Annotated in this window: 16 protein-coding genes; 11 read left to right on the forward strand and 5 right to left on the reverse strand. The window is 71.2% G+C overall.

Annotation, left to right across the window (positions count from 1 at the left end; all coding sequences use genetic code 11):
* From Manayef4_RS16620 to Manayef4_RS16645, 6 genes are all read left to right on the forward strand, one after another.
* The coding region (locus Manayef4_RS16620) for a GDP-mannose 4,6-dehydratase (RefSeq protein WP_139140112.1) at positions 1-591 on the forward strand (591 nt) is incomplete at its 5' end.
* Positions 592-698: 107 nt separating this feature from the next.
* Positions 699-1,886, forward strand: a complete 1,188-nt coding sequence (wecB, locus tag Manayef4_RS16625) for a UDP-N-acetylglucosamine 2-epimerase (non-hydrolyzing) (RefSeq protein ID WP_070132206.1) — start codon at positions 699-701, stop codon at positions 1,884-1,886.
* Positions 1,887-1,907: 21 nt separating this feature from the next.
* Positions 1,908-3,254 (forward strand): nucleotide sugar dehydrogenase, encoded by a 1,347-nt coding sequence (locus Manayef4_RS16630; protein ID WP_070132190.1) that lies wholly within the window; start codon positions 1,908-1,910, stop codon positions 3,252-3,254.
* Positions 3,255-3,389: 135 nt separating this feature from the next.
* The gene (locus tag Manayef4_RS16635) at positions 3,390-4,580 is read left to right on the forward strand and encodes a glycosyltransferase (protein ID WP_011435753.1); all 1,191 of its coding nucleotides are present in this window, start codon (positions 3,390-3,392) and stop codon (positions 4,578-4,580) included.
* 63 nt (positions 4,581-4,643) lie between these two features.
* The gene (locus Manayef4_RS16640) at positions 4,644-6,002 is read left to right on the forward strand and encodes a glycosyltransferase (RefSeq protein ID WP_011435754.1); all 1,359 of its coding nucleotides are present in this window, start codon (positions 4,644-4,646) and stop codon (positions 6,000-6,002) included.
* A 272-nt stretch (positions 6,003-6,274) separates the two neighbouring features.
* Positions 6,275-9,058: an aconitate hydratase gene (locus Manayef4_RS16645; protein WP_070132191.1), complete on the forward strand. Its 2,784-nt coding sequence runs from the start codon at positions 6,275-6,277 to the stop codon at positions 9,056-9,058.
* A 311-nt stretch (positions 9,059-9,369) separates the two neighbouring features.
* Here Manayef4_RS16645 and Manayef4_RS16650 read toward each other — a convergent pair whose 3' ends face one another.
* Positions 9,370-10,176 (reverse strand): inositol monophosphatase family protein, encoded by an 807-nt coding sequence (locus Manayef4_RS16650; protein ID WP_070132192.1) that lies wholly within the window; start codon positions 10,174-10,176, stop codon positions 9,370-9,372.
* 273 nt (positions 10,177-10,449) lie between these two features.
* Between Manayef4_RS16650 and valS the strand changes: the two genes are divergently transcribed.
* Entirely contained in the window at positions 10,450-13,125 is a 2,676-nt protein-coding gene (gene valS / locus Manayef4_RS16655; RefSeq protein WP_070132193.1) for a valine--tRNA ligase, read from the forward strand.
* A 19-nt stretch (positions 13,126-13,144) separates the two neighbouring features.
* On the opposite strand, the gene Manayef4_RS16660 is transcribed toward valS, so the two are convergent.
* The 3 genes from Manayef4_RS16660 to Manayef4_RS16670 all read right to left on the reverse strand — a co-directional run bounded on the left by Manayef4_RS16660 (position 13,145) and on the right by Manayef4_RS16670 (position 15,702).
* Complete coding sequence (locus Manayef4_RS16660) at positions 13,145-14,527, reverse strand: nitrate/nitrite transporter (RefSeq protein WP_070132194.1); 1,383 nt, start codon at positions 14,525-14,527, stop codon at positions 13,145-13,147.
* 203 nt (positions 14,528-14,730) lie between these two features.
* Positions 14,731-15,249 carry a gamma carbonic anhydrase family protein gene (locus Manayef4_RS16665; protein WP_070132195.1) on the reverse strand — a complete coding sequence of 173 codons (519 nt, stop codon included), beginning with the start codon at positions 15,247-15,249 and terminating at the stop codon, positions 14,731-14,733.
* A 126-nt stretch (positions 15,250-15,375) separates the two neighbouring features.
* Positions 15,376-15,702, reverse strand: a complete 327-nt coding sequence (locus Manayef4_RS16670) for a DUF4235 domain-containing protein (RefSeq protein WP_070132196.1) — start codon at positions 15,700-15,702, stop codon at positions 15,376-15,378.
* Positions 15,703-15,950: 248 nt separating this feature from the next.
* Here Manayef4_RS16670 and dut point away from each other — a divergent pair, with 248 nt between their 5' ends.
* The 4 genes from dut (at position 15,951) to Manayef4_RS16690 (ending at position 18,615) form a co-directional block, all read left to right on the forward strand.
* Positions 15,951-16,529 (forward strand): dUTP diphosphatase, encoded by a 579-nt coding sequence (gene dut / locus Manayef4_RS16675; RefSeq protein WP_070132197.1) that lies wholly within the window; start codon positions 15,951-15,953, stop codon positions 16,527-16,529.
* A complete protein-coding gene (locus Manayef4_RS16680; RefSeq protein ID WP_011435762.1) occupies positions 16,510-17,223 on the forward strand; it encodes a DUF3710 domain-containing protein in 714 nt (237 codons plus the stop codon). The genes dut and Manayef4_RS16680 overlap by 20 nt, the downstream gene beginning before the upstream one ends.
* A 254-nt stretch (positions 17,224-17,477) precedes the next feature.
* Entirely contained in the window at positions 17,478-17,864 is a 387-nt protein-coding gene (locus tag Manayef4_RS16685) for an OB-fold nucleic acid binding domain-containing protein (RefSeq protein ID WP_011435763.1), read from the forward strand.
* A 40-nt stretch (positions 17,865-17,904) separates the two neighbouring features.
* Entirely contained in the window at positions 17,905-18,615 is a 711-nt protein-coding gene (locus tag Manayef4_RS16690) for a DUF3159 domain-containing protein (protein ID WP_070132198.1), read from the forward strand.
* 29 nt (positions 18,616-18,644) lie between these two features.
* Here the strand turns inward: Manayef4_RS16690 and Manayef4_RS16695 are convergent, their stop codons facing one another.
* Entirely contained in the window at positions 18,645-19,376 is a 732-nt protein-coding gene (locus Manayef4_RS16695; RefSeq protein ID WP_255353887.1) for a TrkA family potassium uptake protein, read from the reverse strand.
* Positions 19,377-19,392: the final 16 nt, after the last annotated feature.

Consider the following 19,392-nt stretch of genomic DNA (forward strand, 5'->3'; position numbering starts at 1 on the left):
TCGTACGGGGCGTTCGCGTGTTCGGGGTTGTTGTTTAATCACGAGTCGCCGCGGCGGGGGATCGAGTTCGTGACCCGGAAGATCTCGCGGGCGGTGGCGCGGATTTCGTTGGGGTTGCAGGACTCGTTGTCGTTGGGGAATCTGGAGTCGCGGCGGGACTGGGGTTTCGCGGGGGATTACGTGGAGGCGATGTGGCGGATGCTGCAGCAGGACGCGCCGGACGATTATGTGGTGGCGACCGGGGAGACGCACAGTATCCGGGAGTTGTTGGATGTGGCGTTCGGGCGGGTGGGGATCTCGGACTGGTCGGGGTTCGTGCGGCAGGATCMCCGGTTTTTCCGGCCGGCTGAGGTGGATGTGCTGGTGGGGGATTCGTCGAAGGCGCGGGAGGTGTTGGGGTGGAAGCCGCGGGTGGGGTTCGAGGAGTTGGTGGCGATGATGGTGGACGCCGACGTCGCCACCGAGACGGAATCGGCCGCGCGCGACGGGCTCGCGGCCCCCGCCGGGCGGGCTGGGGCGGCCCGTCCCGCCGGGCCTACCGTCGTCGACCAGCCGCGCGGCGGATCGGATCGTTCCGGGGTCCGCTCGTGACCGGCGTACCTGCGGGTGGTGAGCCCGTCGCCGGTGTACCGGTGGATGGTCTGCCCGCGCCGCGGGCTCCACTCGCGGCCGCGCGCCGCCGGTCCGGACCGGTCCCGATGCTCGCCGAGTCCGGGCTCGCGCCGAGGCCGCACGCGGTGGTCGTGGCCGGGGCGCGGCCGAACTTCATCAAGATCAAGCCGATTCTGGACGCCCTCGACGCGGAGGGTTTCCGGACCACGCTCGTGCACACCGGACAGCACTATGACGAGGCGATGAGCGAGGTGTTCTTCGCCGATCTCGGGCTGCGCCCCCCTGACCATCACCTCGCGGCCGGATCGGGCTCCCACGCCGTGCAGACGGCCGCGGTCATGACGTCGTTCGAGCCGTTGCTCGACCGGCTTGCCCCGGAGATCGTCGTCGTGGTCGGCGATGTCAACTCAACTCTGGCCTGTGCGCTCGTCGCGGCGAAGGCGGGCGTGCCCGTTGCCCACGTGGAGGCGGGACTGCGTAGCGGTGACCGGTCCATGCCCGAGGAGATCAACCGTGTTGTCACCGACCACGTGTGCGACCAGCTGTTCGCGACCTCACCGGACGCGGTGGAGCATCTGTACCGGGAGGGCCTGCCCCCCCGGGCGGTCCATCTCGTCGGCAACGTCATGGTGGACACCCTCCTGGCGTGCCGGGACGAGGCGCTGGGCCGGCCGACGCTGACCGAGCTCGGCCTGCACCCGGGCGGGTACGGCCTGGTGACCATGCACCGGCCCGCCAACGTCGACGATCCGGACGTGCTCGCCGGGCTGCTCGGGGCGCTCGGGGAGATCGCGGTGCGCTGCYCGCTGGTCTTCCCGGCGCATCCCCGTACGGCGGCGCGGCTGGCCGGGATGCTCCCTCCGGGGGTTCGGCTGCTCGGACCCGTGGGCTATCTCGACTCCCTGGCGTTGCAGGCCGGGGCGCGTCTCGTGCTCACCGATTCCGGCGGCGTGCAGGAGGAGTCCACCGTGCTGGGAGTACCATGCCTGACGCTCCGTGACTCGACGGAACGTCCATTGACTGTTACCGAGGGTACCAACCGGGTGGTGGGTCGGGACCGGAGGGTGKTGGTCACGGCCGCGTTCGACACCCTGGAGCGGCCGCCTGCGCCCCGGCGTCCGGCCTTGTGGGACGGCCACGCCGCCCGCCGCATCGCGCGAATTCTGGCCCGGGTGGTCGCCCCCCCGCCGGAACCGGGCCGTCCGGGCGCACCGGATCCGGYGATCCGTCCGCCGACCCAGGACACAGCTAGCCACCTACCTCTCTCTATGTAAACAATCTGACACACTATGTGTATGACTTCGAAGAAGCTGGTGGTCGTCGGGCAGGGATACGTCGGTCTCCCGCTCGCGATGCGGGCGGTCGATGTGGGTTGGCGGGTCGTCGGGGTGGACGTGGACGAGAGCCGTGTCGCCCGGCTGGCCGCCGCGCGGTCCTACGTCGAGGACATCCCCGACAGGCAGCTCGCGGCAGCGTTGGGGTCGGGCCGGTACGAGCCGACGTCGGACTACGCCCGCGCCGCGGCGTTCGACGTCGCGGTGATCACTGTCCCTACCCCGTTGCGGGAGGGGGCTCCCGACCTGTCCTACATCGTGGGCGCGGCGCGCAGCCTCGCGCCGCTGGTCCGGCCGGGCGTGACCGTGATCCTGGAGTCGACGACCTATCCGGGGACGACCGAGGAGCTGTTCGCCCCGCTGCTCACCGAGGGTTCCGGTCTGCACCCTGGTATCGACTTCCATCTCGGCTACTCGCCGGAGCGGATCGATCCGGGTAACCGGGTGTGGAACCTGGTGAACACCCCCAAGGTCGTCTCCGGGGTGCACGAGGACTCCCTGGCGGCCGTGAGCGCCTTCTACGACACCGTGGTCGAGCGGACGGTTCCGGTCGGCTCGACCCGGACCGCCGAACTCACCAAACTGCTGGAGAACACCTTCCGGCATGTCAACATCGCGCTGGTGAACGAACTGGCGATGTTCGCGCACGAACTCGGCGTCGACGTGTGGRAGGCGATCGACGCGGCCTCCACCAAGCCGTTCGGGTATCTGCGGTTCACTCCCGGCCCGGGGGTCGGCGGCCACTGCCTGCCCATCGACCCGTCGTACCTGTCCTGGCGGGTGCGCCGCAGCCTCGGCCGCAGCTTCCGATTCGTCGAGCTCGCCAACGACATCAACGACCACATGCCTGACCACGTGGTGCGGCGGGTCACCGAGATGCTCAACACCCGGCGACGGTCGGTCGCGGGCAGCCGCATCCTGCTGCTGGGACTCGCCTACAAGAAGAACACCGGGGATGCGCGCGAGTCGCCCGCGACGCGGGTGGCCACCCTGCTCGCCGACCTCGGTGCCCACGTGCGAGCGGCGGACCCGCACGTCGACGCGGCCCGGCTGCCGCCCCGGGTGACCCTGGTGGAGGTGGATGCGGGAGAGCTTGCGGCCGCGGATCTGGTGGTGCTCCTGGTCGACCACGACGCCTTCGACCGTGACCAGGTGGCACGGCATGCCTGTGCGGTCCTCGACACCCGGCACTGGCTGCCCACGCACGACCGGGGCCGCCGGCCGGTGGCGGCAGGCGGGGGACACCCGCTGATACCGGCGCAGGTCGCGCGGCACGACGAGCTCGCGTTCGCCGTGGAACCCCTGTGACCCCCTCCCACCTTCTGACGCCATCCCACCCTCGCGGCGTCCCGCATCTTCCCGTATCTTCTCGTATCTTTATGTAGTTGAATGATAACTGAAAATTATCGTCATCGAGAGGGTGCGGGCGGAGGGGCGGGTGCCATGCGGGTCGTCGCCACCGACGCGTGGTTCCATCACCGGCCGAGTGGGTGGCGGCGCCGGGGCCCGATAACGGTGCTGAAGGTGCTGAACCGGATGGAGCGCTCCGGCATTCATCCGGGRGCCGTGAACCTGCTCCGCCGCCTCGACCAGGACGAGTTCCGGCTGTTGTTCGCGGTGACGTCCGGCGCGGCAGGAGCGTTCGACGGTGAGATCCGGGCGCTCGGCGGCGAGGTGTACCACTGCCGGGCCGACTGGCGCTTTCCATGGTCCTTCCTGAGGCTGCTGCGCCAGGTACGCCCGGACGTGGTGCAGGCGGAGGTGGTGCAGGCGGACGTGACGATCCTCTCCGGGGTGGTCCTCGCGCTGGCCCGGCTCGGGGGGGTTCGGCGCCGCGTCGCCTACCTCGCCGATGCCCCGGACCGGCACGGCGACAGCCTGGGCGGCCGGGTGCGGCGGATCGTCGGCCGGTTGCTGCTCGACCGGTTCGCCACCCATCTGGTCGCGGTGAGCGAGGCGGTGATGCGGGGTCTGTGGCGGGAGAACTGGCGGCTCGACTCCCGTTGCCGCGTCATCTACCACGGCGTCGAGCTGGAACCGGTCGGCGTCGCCATCGCGGCCCGCCGCCGCGCGGAGGAACTCGCCGAGGACGATCAGGAGCTTGTCACCATCGTCCACGTTGCCTGCCCGGATTCGGCGAAGAGCCGGGACCGGGCCGTGGAGATTCTCGCGGCGCTGCGGGGGCGGTCTGTGAACGCCCGGCTCCTCTTCGTGGGTCGTCAGGATGCCGCCGAGACGGCCCGGCTGGTCGCGCTGGCGTCTCGACGTGGCGTCGCTGACCACGTCGAGTTCATCGGCGAGGTTCTTGAGATCCCACGCCTGCTGGTCGCGGCCTCGCTGCTGCTGGTCACCTCCCGCCACGAGGGCCTGACCGGCATCGTGCTCGAGGCCTGCGCGGTCGGGACGCCCGTGCTCTGCGCGGACCTGCCCGGGGTCGACGAGATCGCCCGGCTGCTCCCCGGCGTGACGATCCTGCCGCTGCGTATCTCCGACGCGGTCTGGGCCGACACCGCCGAGATGCTCACCGCCGTTCCCCCGACCATTGATCAGCGCCGGGAGGCGATGCGTCTGCTGCGCCGGTCCCCGTTCACGATGGAGCACTGGCAACGCGACATCACGGCGGTGTGGTCGTAGCCGGCGTCCCCGCCCGTCCGGGTACCGCCACCGTCCGGCCACGACCAGGAAGGACCGCCCACGATGAAGATAGTCACCTTGCTCGAGGCGGGGGACGGCCCGCGGTGGCCCGTCGCGCACGCCGTAGCCGAAAGGGAGAGCGGGGACCGCGTCATCGTCCTGATGCCCCCGCCCGACCACGTCGACAGTCCACTGGCCCGGGAGTTGACCGCGGGCGGCGTGGAGGTCGTCGCGAGCCCCGTGCCGCACCGGGGAGCGTCGATCCGCCGTCAGGCCGGTGGGATTCTCCGGCTGCGGGCGGAGCTGGCCGCGCTCGGGGCGGACGTCGTCCACTACCACCACTACGCCTCGGCGGTGGCCGCCCGCCTCGCCACCGTGGGCACCACGATCACCCGCGTGTACATGGTCGCGAACCCTCTGCACCTGGACCACCCGCTGATCCGGCCGGTCGAGCGGGTGCTCTGTCGGCTCGATCACCTGCTGATCGCGCCGACCTCCGACGTCCGGTGCCGCTACGCCGCGCTCGGCCAGCCGGTGCGCCGCCTGCGCACCGTGTCCTACGGCGTGGATCTGGACCGGTTCACGCCGGCGGACGACCGGGAGCGCCGGGCGGTCCGGACGGATCTCGATCTGCCCGAGAACGGGTTCGTGGCGGTGCGGGTGGCGCACTTCCACCCGCCCGGTCGTCTTGTCCATCCGGGCCGGGGGGTGGCGGGCCACGAGGTACTGCTGGCGGCCTGGTCGCGGTTCGTCGAGCTGGGCGGTCGCGGCACCCTGATCCTCGTTGACGGGGCTCCCGAGGGCGGGGAGGACGTCGCCGGTCGGCGCAACGAGGCCGCGGTCCGTTACCGCGAGCGGGTCCGGGTCTGGGCCGGGGCGCTTCCCGGCGCGGCGGCGGTGCGCTGGGTGCACGGTGTCCGCGACGTGCGGCCGTACTACGCCGCCGCCGATGTGAACGTGGTGTCCTCCTGGGTGGAGGACTACGGCGCCATCGGGGTGGCGTCGGCCTGCGGGGTACCGACCGTGGCGACGCGGGTCGGGGCGATCAGCGAGCTGGTGGACGACGAGACCGGCTGGCTGGTGGCACCCGGCGACGCGGTGGCGGTGGCGGAGTGTCTCACCGACGCCGCGGCCGGCCGGCGGACACCCGCCGCGCGCGACCGAGGCTTCGCCGCGCGGGCACGGGCCGAGAAGCTGCTGGATCGCCGGTCGTTGAGCCAGGACGTCGTCGCTGCCCTGCACGAGGCCGTGCGCGGCGCGCGGTCGTGGCACGCGTGCTCCGGCCCGGGCCGGAGCGTGCCGGGATGCACCGGGGACCGAAAGAACGAGTTCACCCGCAGGTGGGGTGATTATTGCCGAACATTCCGCCGTTGTGGGCAGGGGCCGCCGGCAGCTTCCGCTACTGTTAGCAGTGTTAAGTAATTGCTGGAGTCGGGCGTGACGACCTTGTTCGGGAGGCCCTGGCGGTTCCCGCCGACCCGGAGGGTCGGCGGGGTCACAGCGTCGCGGGCGCGGTGCGAGACGCGCCGGAATGCCAGGATGGGACGGAGCTGGCCGAGGCAGRCAGGCGCCGGATGCGTGCCCACCCGGGGCCGTGGGTCCGGTGTCACCATGGTGCGGCCAGCCGGGCGGGGCCATGGGAGCGAGCCCCGCCGCTCGCGGGTGGCGGGCGGCGGGCGACGAGGAGGAGAACGATGGACACCTTCGGCAGTACCGGATCGCTCGTGGTGGGTGATCGCACCTACACGATCAGGCGGCTGGACGCGGTGCCCGGGGCCGATCGACTCCCCTACAGCCTCAAGGTGCTGTTGGAGAACCTTCTGCGTACGGAGGACGGCGCGAACATCACCGCGGACCACGTCCGGGCGCTGGCGAACTGGGATCSCTCGGCCGCCCCCAGCCAGGAGATCCAGTTCACGCCCGCCCGCGTCATCATGCAGGACTTCACCGGTGTGCCGTGTGTGGTGGACCTTGCCGCCATGCGGGAGGCGATGGCCGCCCTCGGCGGCGACCCATCGAAGATCAATCCGCTGGCCCCCGCCGAGCTCGTGATCGACCACTCGATCATCGCCGACCACTTCGGCCGGCCGGACGCGTTCGAGCTCAACGCGGCGCTGGAGTTCGGCCGCAACCGGGAGCGTTACCAGTTCCTGCGCTGGGGTCAGGAGGCGTTCGACAACTTCACCGTCGTCCCGCCGAACACCGGCATCGTGCACCAGGTCAACCTGGAGCACCTCGCCCGGGTCGTCTTCACGAAGCAGACGGCCGATGGGACGCTGGCCTACCCCGACACCCTCGTGGGCACGGACAGCCACACCACGATGATCAACGGTCTCGGCGTGCTCGGCTGGGGCGTCGGCGGCATCGAGGCCGAGGCCGCCATGCTCGGCCAGCCGGTGAGCATGCTTATCCCCACTGTGGTGGGCTTCAAGCTGACCGGCGAGCTGCCGACGGGCACCACCGCGACCGACATGGTGCTCGTCATTACCGAGATGCTGCGTCGGCACGGCGTCGTCGGCCGGTTCGTCGAGTTCTACGGCGACGGCGTGACGAACGTCCCGCTGGCGAACCGGGCGACCATCGGCAATATGAGCCCCGAGTACGGCTCCACCTGCGCGATCTTCCCGATCGACGCGGAGACACTGAACTACCTCAGGCTGACCGGCCGTCCCGCGGAGCTGGTGGCGTTGGTCGAGGCGTACGCCAAGGAGCAGGGCCTCTGGCACGACCCGAGCCGCGAGGCCGCTTACACGACCACCCTTGAGCTGGACCTGTCCACCGTCGAGCCGTCGCTTGCCGGGCCCAAGCGCCCGCAGGACCGGGTGCCGCTGGCGAGCGCGAAGCAGGCCTTCCGGGCGGCGTTGGTCGACTACGCCCAGCCCCTGGTGCTCACGAACGGCGGCGCGGACGAGGCGGATGCCGAGTCCTTCCCGGCCTCCGACCCGGCGGCCGCATTCGCCGACAAGCCCTCCGACGCCCCGATCTCGGTGAACGCCGTGGTCGGGGACGTCGCCGCCCGCCCGTCCAACCCGACGGCGGTCACCCTCGCCGACGGCACGGGCGTCGAGATCGACCACGGCGCCGTCGCCGTCGCGGCCATCACCTCCTGCACCAACACGTCCAACCCGCAGGTCATGATCGGCGCTGCCCTGCTGGCCCGCAACGCCGTCGAGAAGGGGCTCACCCGCAAGCCGTGGGTGAAGACCACCCTCGCGCCGGGCTCGAAGGTGGTCATGGACTACTACGAGCGGGCGGGGCTCGTGCCCTACCTGGACAAGGTCGGCTTCAACCTGGTCGGGTTCGGCTGCACCACCTGCATCGGTAACTCCGGGCCGCTGCCGGAGGAGATCAGTGCCGCGGTGAACGACGCGGACCTGGCGGTGGTCAGCGTGCTGTCGGGCAACCGCAACTTCGAGGGCCGGATCAACCCCGACATCAAGATGAACTACCTGGCGTCCCCGCCGCTGGTGGTCGCCTACGCGCTGGCCGGCACCATGGACATCAACCTCGACACCGACCCGCTGGGCACCGGCACCGGCGGGGAGCCCGTCTACCTGCGTGACATCTGGCCGAGCGAGGCCGAGGTCGCCGCGGTCGTCGGCGACGCCATCCAGTCCGAGATGTACGAGTCCGACTACGCCGACCTGTCCGGTGACGAGCGCTGGCGTTCGCTGCCGCTCGGTGATGGCGGGGAGGTGTCGCGGACGTTCGCCTGGGCGCCCGACTCCACCTACGTCCGGCACCCTCCGTACTTCGAGGGGATGGCGGCGAAGCCGGAGGCCCGGACCGACATCATCGACGCCCGGGTGCTGGCGGTGCTCGGCGACTCGGTCACCACCGACCACATCTCCCCGGCTGGTTCGATCAAGAAGGACTCGCCTGCCGGCCGCTACCTCACCGAGCACGGGGTCGCGCCCGCCGACTTCAACTCCTACGGGTCGCGGCGCGGCAACCACGAGGTGATGATCCGCGGCACGTTCGCCAACATCCGGTTGCGCAACCGGCTGGCGCCGGGCACCGAGGGCGGCGTCACCCGGCACCTGCCAGACGGCGARCAGCTGGCCATCTACGACGCCGCGCAGAAATACGCCGCCGAGGGTGTGCCGCTGGTGATCCTGGCTGGTAAGGAGTACGGCTCGGGTTCCTCCCGGGACTGGGCGGCGAAGGGTACCTCGCTGCTCGGCGTGCGGGCGGTCATCGCCGAGTCCTACGAGCGCATCCACCGGTCGAATCTGATCGGTATGGGTGTGCTGCCGCTGCAGTTCCCCGCCGGCGAGTCGGTGGAGTCGCTCGGCCTGACCGGGGAGGAGACGTTCACCATCACGGGCCTCGCCGAGGTGGACGAGAGGACCCCGCCCATCACGGTACGTGCCGGCGACAAGACCTTCGAGGCGGTCGTGCGGATCGACACCCCCGGCGAGGCGGAGTACTACCGCCACGGCGGGATCCTGCTGTACGTCCTGCGCTCGTTGCTGTAGCCCACGACCAATGATCCGGGGCCGGCGGGTTCGCTCCCTGCCGGCCCCGCCCGCCGGTCCGCATGCCGCGCGCCCCCGTTCCCGTTTCCCGGACTGAGAAGCGACACGCCGTCAGCGGTATCAGTTGGGGAGGAACACCGTCATGCCCGGACAGTGGGACGCCACCGTCAAGTCGGTCTACGCCGTCGACAGTGGTACCTCGGGATCCGCTCCCGCGGCGGTCTCAGTCGGGCGCTCGTCGCAGCCGGAATCGACGACGTCGTGCCCTGGCCGTGAGCGGGGCCGGTGGTGGGCTCGCCCGGTCGGGGACCTCAGTCGCGGTCGGCGGGGGGATCCTCGGCGAGCAGGGCGGTCAGCGCCGGGAACAGGGCCGGCGGGGCGGCGACGGTGAGATCTTCGCCCGCCGGGCGGCCGTGCAGCCCACCGACCCGCAGCCCGGCCTCCACCGCCACCAGGCCGCCGGCGGCCTGGTCCCAGGGCTTCAGCCCACGCTCGTAGTAGGCGTCGACGAGGCCGCCGGCCGCCGCGCACAGGTCCAGCGAGGCCGCACCCATCCGACGGAGGTCGCGCACCCGGGGCACCACCCGGCTGGCGACAGCGGCCTGCGCGRCCCGGCGGGACGCCGTGTAGCCGAAACCCGTTGCGACGAGGGCGCCGGCCAGCGTCGTCACCGTGGAGCCGGTCAGCGGTTCCCCGTCCCGGTACGATCCGCCGCCCCGCGTGGCGGTGTAGGTCGCGCCCAGCGCCGGGGCGTGCACAACCCCGGCGACGACCTCCCCGTCGACCTCGGCGGCGATCGAGACCGCCCAGTTGGGCAGCCGGTAGAGGAAGTTCACCGTCCCGTCGAGCGGGTCGACGATCCAGCGCACCCCGGTCGTGCCGGCGGAGTCCGAACCCTCCTCGCCGAGCAGTCCGTCGCCGGGGCGCAGTTCGGCGAGCCGCCGGGCGACGAGCGCCTCGGAGGCGCGGTCGAGAGCGGTCACGACGTCGGTGGGAGACGACTTCGTCGTCTCCGCGGCCACGGTGCCCTCCCGGCCCCGCGCGAGCAGGTCACCCGCCGCACGGGCGATCGTCAGCGCAATGGCGAGCAGTTCGTCCGGGTCTGGCAGGTCGCTCATCGTCCGGCGCTCCAGGGATCGGCACGAAGTGGGGATCGGCACGGGAGTACGGTCCGTTCAACGGTTCATCCTGCCAAGACGGCCGGTCGTGTACTCCCCATGGAACGTGAGAGGTGTCACGTCCGTCGACCTCTTCCGCTTCCCGTTTCCGTTCCGTTCCGGCTCCGGCTCCGGCCCAGGGGCGCCTGCCCGGGCCGGAACCTCGCCGGTCCGCCGACCGGGGGACCTCGGCGGTCGATGACCACGATCGAGGCGCCCGTAGGATCGTTACTTGTGGTTGCGACAGACGGTACGGAACGGTCCACCCGCGCGGTCCCGGCGAAGCCGAGCCTGGACGGCATCGAGGCGCGCTGGTCGACGGTATGGCAGGACGAGGGCACCTACGCGTTCGACCGGACGGTCGACCGCGGGCAGGTCTACTCCATCGACACCCCGCCGCCGACCGTCAGCGGTTCCCTGCACGTGGGGCACGTCTTCTCGTACACCCACACCGACCTGATCGCCCGCTACCAGCGGATGCGGGGTCGCGAGGTCTTCTACCCGATGGGCTTCGACGACAACGGGCTGCCGACCGAGCGCCGGGTCCAGAACTACTTCGCTGTCCGCTGCGAGCCGTCGCTGCCCTACGACCCGGGTTTCACTCCGCCGGACAAGCCCGGCAAGGAGCAGGTCCCGATCTCGCGACGCAACTTCGTCGAGCTCTGCGAGCGGCTGACCCTGGAGGACGAGAAGGGCTTCGAGCAGCTCTGGCGCAGGCTGGGGCTCTCCGTCGACTGGTCGTACACCTACGCGACGATCGACGCCCGGTCGCGGACCGTTGCGCAGCGGGCCTTTCTGCGCAACCTCGCTCGGGGGGAGGCCTATCTTGCCGAGGCCCCGACGCTGTGGGACGTCACCTTCCGTACCGCGGTGGCCCAGGCCGAGCTGGAGGACCGGGACCGCCCCGGCGCGTACCACAGCCTGGCCTTCCCCCGGTCGGGCGTCTCCGCCCCGAGCAGCGGGCTGGACCCGGCGGGCTCCGGGGATCTGGCGGGCTCCGGGGATCTGGCGGACCCGATTGTCATCGAGACGACCCGTCCCGAGCTGCTGCCCGCCTGCGTCGCCCTGGTCGCCCATCCGGACGACCCGCGTTACCAGTCGTTGTTCGGCGCCACGGTGCGGACCCCGCTGTTCGACGTTGAGGTCCCGGTGGTCGCRCACCGGTTGGCCGACCCCGAAAAGGGATCCGGCATCGCGATGATCTGCACCTTCGGCGACCTCACCGACGTGACGTGGTGGCGCGAGCTGCGGCTGCCGGCGCGTGCGGTGATCGGCCGTGACGGCCGGTTCATCCCGGACCCACCGGGCGCCGTCACCTCCGCGGCCGGCCGGGAGCGGTACGCCGAGCTCGCCGGAAAGACCGTGCACAGCGCCCGGGCGCGGATCGTCGAACTGCTCGCCGGGTCCGGCGCGCTGCTCGGCGATCCGCGGCCGATCACCCATCCGGTCAAGTTCTACGAGAAGGGCGACCGGCCGCTGGAGATCGTGACGACCCGCCAGTGGTACCTCCGCAACGGCGGGCGGGACGAGCCGCTGCGGGCCGCGCTGCGTGGACGCGGCCAGGAGCTGCGCTGGTACCCGGACTACATGAAGGTCCGCTACGAGAACTGGGTCGACGGCCTCAACGGCGACTGGCTGATCAGCCGGCAGCGGTTCTTCGGCGTGCCGTTCCCGGTGTGGTACCCGCTGGACGCCGCCGGTGCGCCGCGGTATGACGCGCCGATCGTGCCCGACGAGGCCTCGCTGCCGGTCGACCCGTCCAGCGACGTCCCGCCCGGGTACGCCGCCGAGCAGCGGGGCGTGCCCGGCGGGTTTGCCGCCGACCCCGACGTGATGGACACCTGGGCGACGTCTTCGCTCACCCCACTGATCGCCAGCGGCTGGGAGCAYGATACCGATCTGTTCTCCCGGGTCTTCCCGATGGACCTGCGTCCGCAGGCGCACGAGATCATCCGGACCTGGTTGTTCTCGACGGTGGTGCGCACCCACGCCGAGTTCGACGTGCTGCCCTGGTCGAACGCGGCGATCTCCGGTTGGATCCTCGACCCGGACCGTAAGAAGATGTCGAAGTCCAAGGGCAACGTGGTGACCCCGATGGGCCTGCTCGAGGAGCATGGGTCGGACGCGGTCCGTTATTGGGCGGCGTCCGGGCGGCCGGGTACCGACACCGCCTTCGATGTCGGCCAGATGAAGAAYGGCCGCCGGCTCGCCATCAAGATCCTCAACGCCAGCCGGTTCGCGCTCGGTCTTGCCGTGACCCCCGACGCCGGGGTCTCCGACGCCGAGGTCTCCGACGCCGGGGCGGCCCCCGCCCCGGCCAGTGAACCGCTGGACCGTGCCCTGCTGGCCGCCTTGGCCGACGTGGTCGACGCCGCCACCGCGGCCTTCGACGGCTACGACTACGCCCGGGCCCTCGAGGTCACCGAGTCGTTCTTCTGGCGGTTCTGTGACGACTACGTCGAGCTTGTGAAGGGCCGGGCGTACGGCTCCTCCGGGGCGGCGGGCGCGGCCTCCGCGCACACCACGCTCTCGGTGGCCCTGTCAGCGCTGCTCCGGCTGTTCGCCCCGGTCCTGCCGTTCGTCACCGAGGAGGTCTGGTCCTGGTGGCGTCCCGGTTCGGTGCACCGGGCGAGCTGGCCGGACGCCGCCGAGATCCGCAAGCTCGCCGAGGGCGCCCGCGTGGAGCTCCTCGGTGCCGTCGGGGCGGCGCTGTCCGGTGTCCGCCGGRCCAAGTCCGAGGCGAAGGTGTCGCAGAAGGCCGAGGTCGCGAGCGTCCGGATCAGCGGCGAGGCCGACCTCGTCGCCCTCGTCGAGTCGGTGGCCGCGGACCTGCGCAGCGCCGGCAGCATCCGGGAGCTCACGCTGAGCCCGACCGGCGGCGAGATCGCCGTCGCCGTCGAACTGGCCTGAACACCGGGCACAGCCGGGATCAGATGCCGGCAAGACGCCTGGCCGAGGGCCGCAGATACACGAACCAGGTCACCACGAAGCACAGCGCGTAGAAGGCGATGAAGGAGATGTACGCCGCGTTGCCGGTCCGGTAGCTCAGGAACGACTGCCGGAAGGCCAGGTTCACCAGCACCCCGCCGAACGCGCCGATCGCGCCGGCCAGGCCGATGAGGGCTCCGGACAGCCGMCGGGCCGAGTGCTGCGCCGCGACCGGGTCGCCACCGGCGTCGATGCTGGCCTGGGCCTTCGCCCGGAAGATCGCCGGGATCATCTTGTACGTCGACCCGTTCCCGACGCCACTGAAGACGAACAGCGCGATGAACCCGACCAGGAACAGAGGAAGCGACTCCGTCAGCGAGGCGACGAGCACGATCGCGGCCGCGGCCGCCATCGCCACGAAGTTGACGAAGGTGACCTTCGCTCCGCCGACGCGGTCCGCCAGGATGCCGCCGGCCGGGCGGATCAGCGAGCCGAGCAGCGGACCGAGGAAGGTCAGGTAGGCGGCCTTGATCGRGGTGCTGAACTGGTCGTGGAACTGCACCTGGAGCACCTGGCCGAACGCGAAGCCGAACCCGATGAACGACCCGAACGTGCCGATGTAGAGCAGCGACATCACCCAGGTGTGACCGTCACGGGCGACGTCGCGCATCGCCCCCCGGTCGTTCTTCGCGCTCGACAGGTTGTCCATGAACAGCGCCGCGCCGAGCGTCACCAGGACGATCAGCGGGATGTAGACGGCAAGGACGACCCGGGGGTGGTCCTTGCCGGCGGTGGCGAGGACGAGCAGGCCGACAAGCTGGATCGCGGCCACCCCCAGGTTTCCGCCGCCGGCGTTCAGCCCCAGGGCCCAGCCCTTCAGCCGCTCCGGGTAGTAGGCGTTGATGTTGGTCATCGAGGAGGCGAAGTTACCGCCTCCGACCCCCGCGACCGCGGCGACGATCAGCAGGGTGGGGTAGGAGACGCCGGGGGAGAGAACGACGGCCGCGAGGATCGTCGGCACGAGGAGCAACGCCGCGCTGAAGATGGTCCAGTTACGCCCCCCGAACCGGGCGACGGCGAAGGTGTAGGGGATCCGCAGCGCACTGCCGACGAGCGCGGGCAGCGAGGTCAACAGGAACTTGCCGGCCGGGTCGATGTGGTAGGCCGGTCCGAGGAACAGGACCGTCACCGCCCACAGCGACCAGATCGAGAACCCGATGTGCTCGGCCAGGATCGAGAAGATCAGGTTTCGGCGGGCGATGCGGGAACCGCCGTTGTTCCAGAAGGTGCGGTCCTCGGGCCGCCAGTCGTCGATCCAGTGGCCGCGTCGGGACGGACCGGTCACGGTGCCGGTAGTCGGGACGCCTTCCAGCGTGGCGCTCATAGATGATCCTCCGAGGTGCGGGTGATGCCACGACGGTAGGAACGCGCCGTTACGTGGCGCGGCGTCGGCTGTGACACTCTCTGAGACATCCGCTCACCTGGGTGGGGACCCAACGGTGAGACCTCGGGCGCACCGGCCGTCGGGCCGTCGGCGGACCCGCCGGGAGGGCTGGGCGAGGCGTGGGTGGCCCGGCGGTCGACCGGTCAGTCGATCCGGCGTAGCTGCTCGCGGTAGTGCYTGCCGTTCGCCACGTAGATCGCGGCCCCGGCGGCGAGGGCACCCGGGGCGACGGAGTCCGGCAGGATCTTCGCCGGCACGCCGAGCGCCCTCGCGCCCGGCGGCACGACCGTGCCGCCCACGACGACCGCGCCCGCGCCGACCAGCGCGCCCCGGCCGATCCGGACCCGGTGGAGTACCACCGAACCGGAACCGACCAGGGCGCCGTCCTCGACGACACAACCCTCCAGGTGAGCCAGATGCCCGACGGTGCAGTCGTCGCCCACTACCGTGGTGAGCTCCTCGGTGGCGTGGATCACCGTGCCGTCCTGGATGGACGTGCGGGCACCGATCTCGATCGTCCCGTAGTCGCCACGCAGCACCGCGCCCGGCCACACCGTGGACTCGGGCCCGATCGTCACCGTGCCGATGACCGTCGCGTCCGGATGGACGTAGGCCGTGGGATCGATGGTGGGGACGGCGTCCCCCAGGGCGTACACGGCCATCCGAGCCTCCCGCTGATCGCGACGCCGCCGATCCGGACGGCGCACCGGTTGATCCCATCGTGCCTGGAAAGGAGCAGCCGGGTACCCCGGAGAGYGGCTCGTGGTCGGTGCTCGTCGGTCACGCGTTCAGTCCTCGGATGCCGTCCACTMCTCGGAGAAGGAGGTCTTCGGGTGGAGCATGCCGGGCGGCGGTGAACCCGTCGCCCGGGCCCATCCGCGCGCGGCCGCGCGCTCGGCCGCCAACCGGCCGATCCCGATCGCGAGACCCGAGATCGCCGCCCAGGCGACGGCCTCCGTCCAGGCGGTGTCCGGGTCCGCCGGGTTGGCCGGCGGGTCGGACTTGCGTACCTTGCGGTACAGGGCGTTCACGACTCGGCTCGCGGCCATGCCCGCGAGCGCGGTCGCCCCTCCGCTGACGATCTTCCATCCCAGCTTTGACGCTGCTTTCGCCACCCCACACCTCTCGTTCCTCGGCGAGGACCATGTCGGTCCGCCCGCCCCCTGCTTACCCCGACCGGCCTGCTTGGCCCCTCGGATCGTCTTGGCCTCTCGGATCATCTGCTATCCGATCACGCCGGGATACGCCCGCCGGAGTCCGGGGCTTGCTGCGGCCCGTCGGACCGGCAGGCCGATGGCGGGACGAGGGCCATGGCCTAGCGTGGGGGTCACGCCCGGACCGGGCACCCTCGACCAGGAGAGCCATGACCGCCACCGATCCGACGACGCCCACCGCCCCGCCTCCCGCGTCCGCGGTGCCACTCGCCGTGCAGCCCGCGCCCGCCGTACCGGGTCGGGTGGAGATCCTCGTCCGCCGGTCGGACCGCGAGCTGGCGCTGCCGGCGTACGCCCAGCCGTCGGACGCGGGGGCGGACCTGGTGACGGCCCAGGACGTGACGCTCGGCCCGGGGGAGCGGGCGACGGTCGGAACCGGTCTGAGCATCGCCCTGCCGGCCGGGTACGCGGCGTTCGTCCATCCGCGCAGTGGCCTGGCCGCGCGGCACGGCCTGTCCGTGGTCAACGCCCCGGGAACGGTGGACGCCGGTTACCGTGGAGAAATCAAAGTCGTTCTGATCAATACCGACCGATCTGACACGATCATCCTGCATCGGGGCGACCGGATCGCCCAGCTGGTCGTGCAGCGCGTGGAGCACGCCGTGTTCCGGGAGGTCGATGAGCTGCCGGCCTCGGTGCGCGGAAGCGGCGGGTTCGGCTCCACGGGGGGTTTCGGGTCCGCCGGGGGGGCAGGAAAGGAGACCACCGGTGTTCGGACGAGGACGTAGGGAGTTCGACCGTCGCGGGGCCTCCGAGATGGACGTCCCCGAGAAGGTCACCTCGCGGGGCTCGTCGGAGCCCGATGGTCCCTACGACATCGCGCAGGCACCCGATGACGACGTGCATCGCCTCGATCTCGGGTCGTTGCGGATTCCGGCGCTCGACGGCATGCAGGTGCAGTTCCAGGTCGAGGAGTCGACCGGCAAGCCGCTGACGGTGCTGGTGACCGACGGGCGCAGCGCGATGGAGCTCTCCGTCTTCGCGGCGCCGAAGAGCCGGGGCCTGTGGGACGAGGTGCGGGCCGAGATCCTGGAGACCATTCAGGGGGGCGGTGGGTCGGAGGCGGACGGTCGCTACGGCCCCGAACTGCGGATGAGCTTGCCGACCGGGCGGCCGGGCGAGACCGTGCCGGGCCGGATGATCGGTGTGGACGGTCCGCGCTGGTTTCTGCGGGCGGTGGTGACTGGCGCGGCCGGACAGGATCCGGCGGCCGGCCCCCTCCTGGACGCCGCGTTGCGCAATCTGATCATTTCTCGTGGTGACGGCGCGATGCCGGTGCGGGATCCGTTGCCCCTGAGGCTGCCTAAAGAGATCACCGATCACCCCGATCACCCCGATGGTTCCGGCGGACCGGTCGCCTCGGCGACCAGCGGACGGCCCGAGATGCCCGTGCGCGGTGCGCGTATAGCCGAGATCCGCTGACCGCCCTGTGCCCGGGGTCCCCGCATTGCGCCGAAGGCGCCCGATGGTTCTCCCAGGAGGGTCACCGGAGGTGATTCGACGGAGACCCCGTACGGCGCCCTGTGCCCGGGGTCCCCGCATTGCGCCGAAGGCGCCATGCGGGGCGGGCACATTGAGTACCGGTCATGCGTTGCATGAGACGTGTTGAACGTGCTGGACGTGCTCGAGCCGCAGTTGCTTGCGCCGAGTCGCCGGCGAGCCGGATCGGAGGAGCCGTGGGCGAGTCACGCGGCTGGTTGGGGCGCAAGCTSCACAGACTGACAGCAGGGACGAGCGAGCTCGACGCCGAGGACCTCCAGGCGGCCTCGGCGGCGGCGGGTGCCGCCCCGATGAGCGGCTGTCGTGACCGGGACGAGATCTGCGTCGCGGGTACCATCCAGGCCGTGACGGTACGTGCGCGGTCGGGTGCACCGGCCCTGGAGGTCGACATCTACGACGGTAGCGGCACCGTCACGTTGGTCTTCCTCGGCCGCCGGGACATCCCGGGCCTGCGGGCTGGCGCGTCGGTCAAGGCCTCCGGGCGCGTTACCGTGCAGGAGAACCGTCCGATCATCTTCAACCCGCGTTACGAACTACTCCCCGTTCCGTCGGCGAGCGCCTAGGTCGGCGGGTCCGCCCAACCCGACGGGATCCCAACCAGACATGCCACGTACGCCATCTCCCGACACGCCGCCGATGACGATGTCCGAGGCCATCGGCGGCCCACGGGGGATCATCGACAGCTCCGTGCCCACCGTGGCGTTCGTGACGGTGAACGCCGAGGCCGGACTGACCGCCGGCATCGCGGTCGCCATTGCCACGGCGGCCGCTCTGCTGGCGCTGCRCATCGTGCGCCGTGAGCCGACCCAGCAGACCTTCTCGGGGTTGTTCGCCGTGGCGGTCGCCGCATTCGTGGCCTCTCGTACCGGGAATGCGAAGGGGTTCTTCCTGCCCAGCATCRCGAAGAACGCGCTCTGGGGGGTGGTGGCCCTGCTGTCGATCGTCCTGCGCCGGCCGGTGGCGGGGTATCTCATGGCCGGTCTGGACAGCCGCTATGCGAGCTGGCAGCGGGTACCCTGCCAGCGGCGGGCCGCGGTGTGGGCGACGGTGGTCTGGATCGCTGTGTTCGGTGTGCGGTTCGTCGTGCAGGGGGTGCTCTACCTCGCCGACCAGCCCGGCTGGCTGGCCGCGGCCAACATCGCCCTGGGACTTCCGCTGTTCGGTGTCGCGGTGTTGGCCAGCTTCGCCATCGTCCGCCGGATCGCACCGCTGCCCCCCGCCGCCACCGACTCGACGGTCGTGGCCGGCGAGGTGCTGGCCGAGGACGCCCCGCGCGGCGAGCCCCCGCGCGGCGAGCGGYGGCCTGCCGGCTGACCGCCTCCGCATCGCCAGCCTGTCGCGCGTCAGCCCGGCGCGCCCGCGCCTGCCGGCGCCTGACCGAGCAGCACAGCGAGCTTCTCCTCGGCCTCGGCATTTGTCGTGACCGCGAGAATCTCGTCGCCGTCTTCCAACGTGGCGTCGGGCGAGGGAACGACCGCCCGTCCGTCACGCAGGATCACCACCAAGGCGCTGTCCGCCGGCAGGGTGATCTCGCTGAGCCGCTGGCCGATCACCGGCGCGTTCTCGGCCAGCGTCAGCTCGACGAGGGATGCATCGCTCTGCCGGAACCGCATCAGCTGGACGAGGTCGCCGACGCTGACGGCCTCCTCGACCAGAGCCGTGATTAGGCGCGGCGCGGACACCGCCACGTCCACCCCCCACGACTCGGTGAACAGCCACTCGTTCTTGGGATGGTTGACCCGCGCCACTACCCGGGGCACGCCGAACTCGGTCTTCGCGAGCAACGAGACGACGAGGTTCACCTTGTCGTCCCCGGTGGCGGCCACCAGGACGGTGTACTCATTCAGCCCGGCCGCGTCGAGTTGGGACAGCTCGCAGGCGTCCGCGAGCAGCCACCGGGCCTCCGGTAGCGCGTCGGTCCGGATCTTCTGCGGATCCCGCTCGATGATGAGCACCTCGGAGCCGTTCTCCAGCAGTTCGGCGGCGATGGACCGGCCGACCTTGCCCGCCCCCGCGATCACCACCCGGCGCACGCTCATCGCTTCTCCTCTTCGCGCGGCATCGTCTACCCGGATCTGCCCAGATCTGCCC

Source organism: Frankia sp. CgMI4 (genome assembly GCF_001756285.1).
Lineage (GTDB): Bacteria > Actinomycetota > Actinomycetes > Frankiales > Frankiaceae > Frankia > Frankia casuarinae.

Coding starts and splice junctions, on each gene's coding strand:
- dut (WP_070132197.1), top strand. CDS start 15,951: ATGACCGCCACCGATCCGACGACGCCCACCGCCCCGCCTCCCGCGTCC.
- Manayef4_RS16640 (WP_011435754.1), top strand. CDS start 4,644: ATGAAGATAGTCACCTTGCTCGAGGCGGGGGACGGCCCGCGGTGGCCC.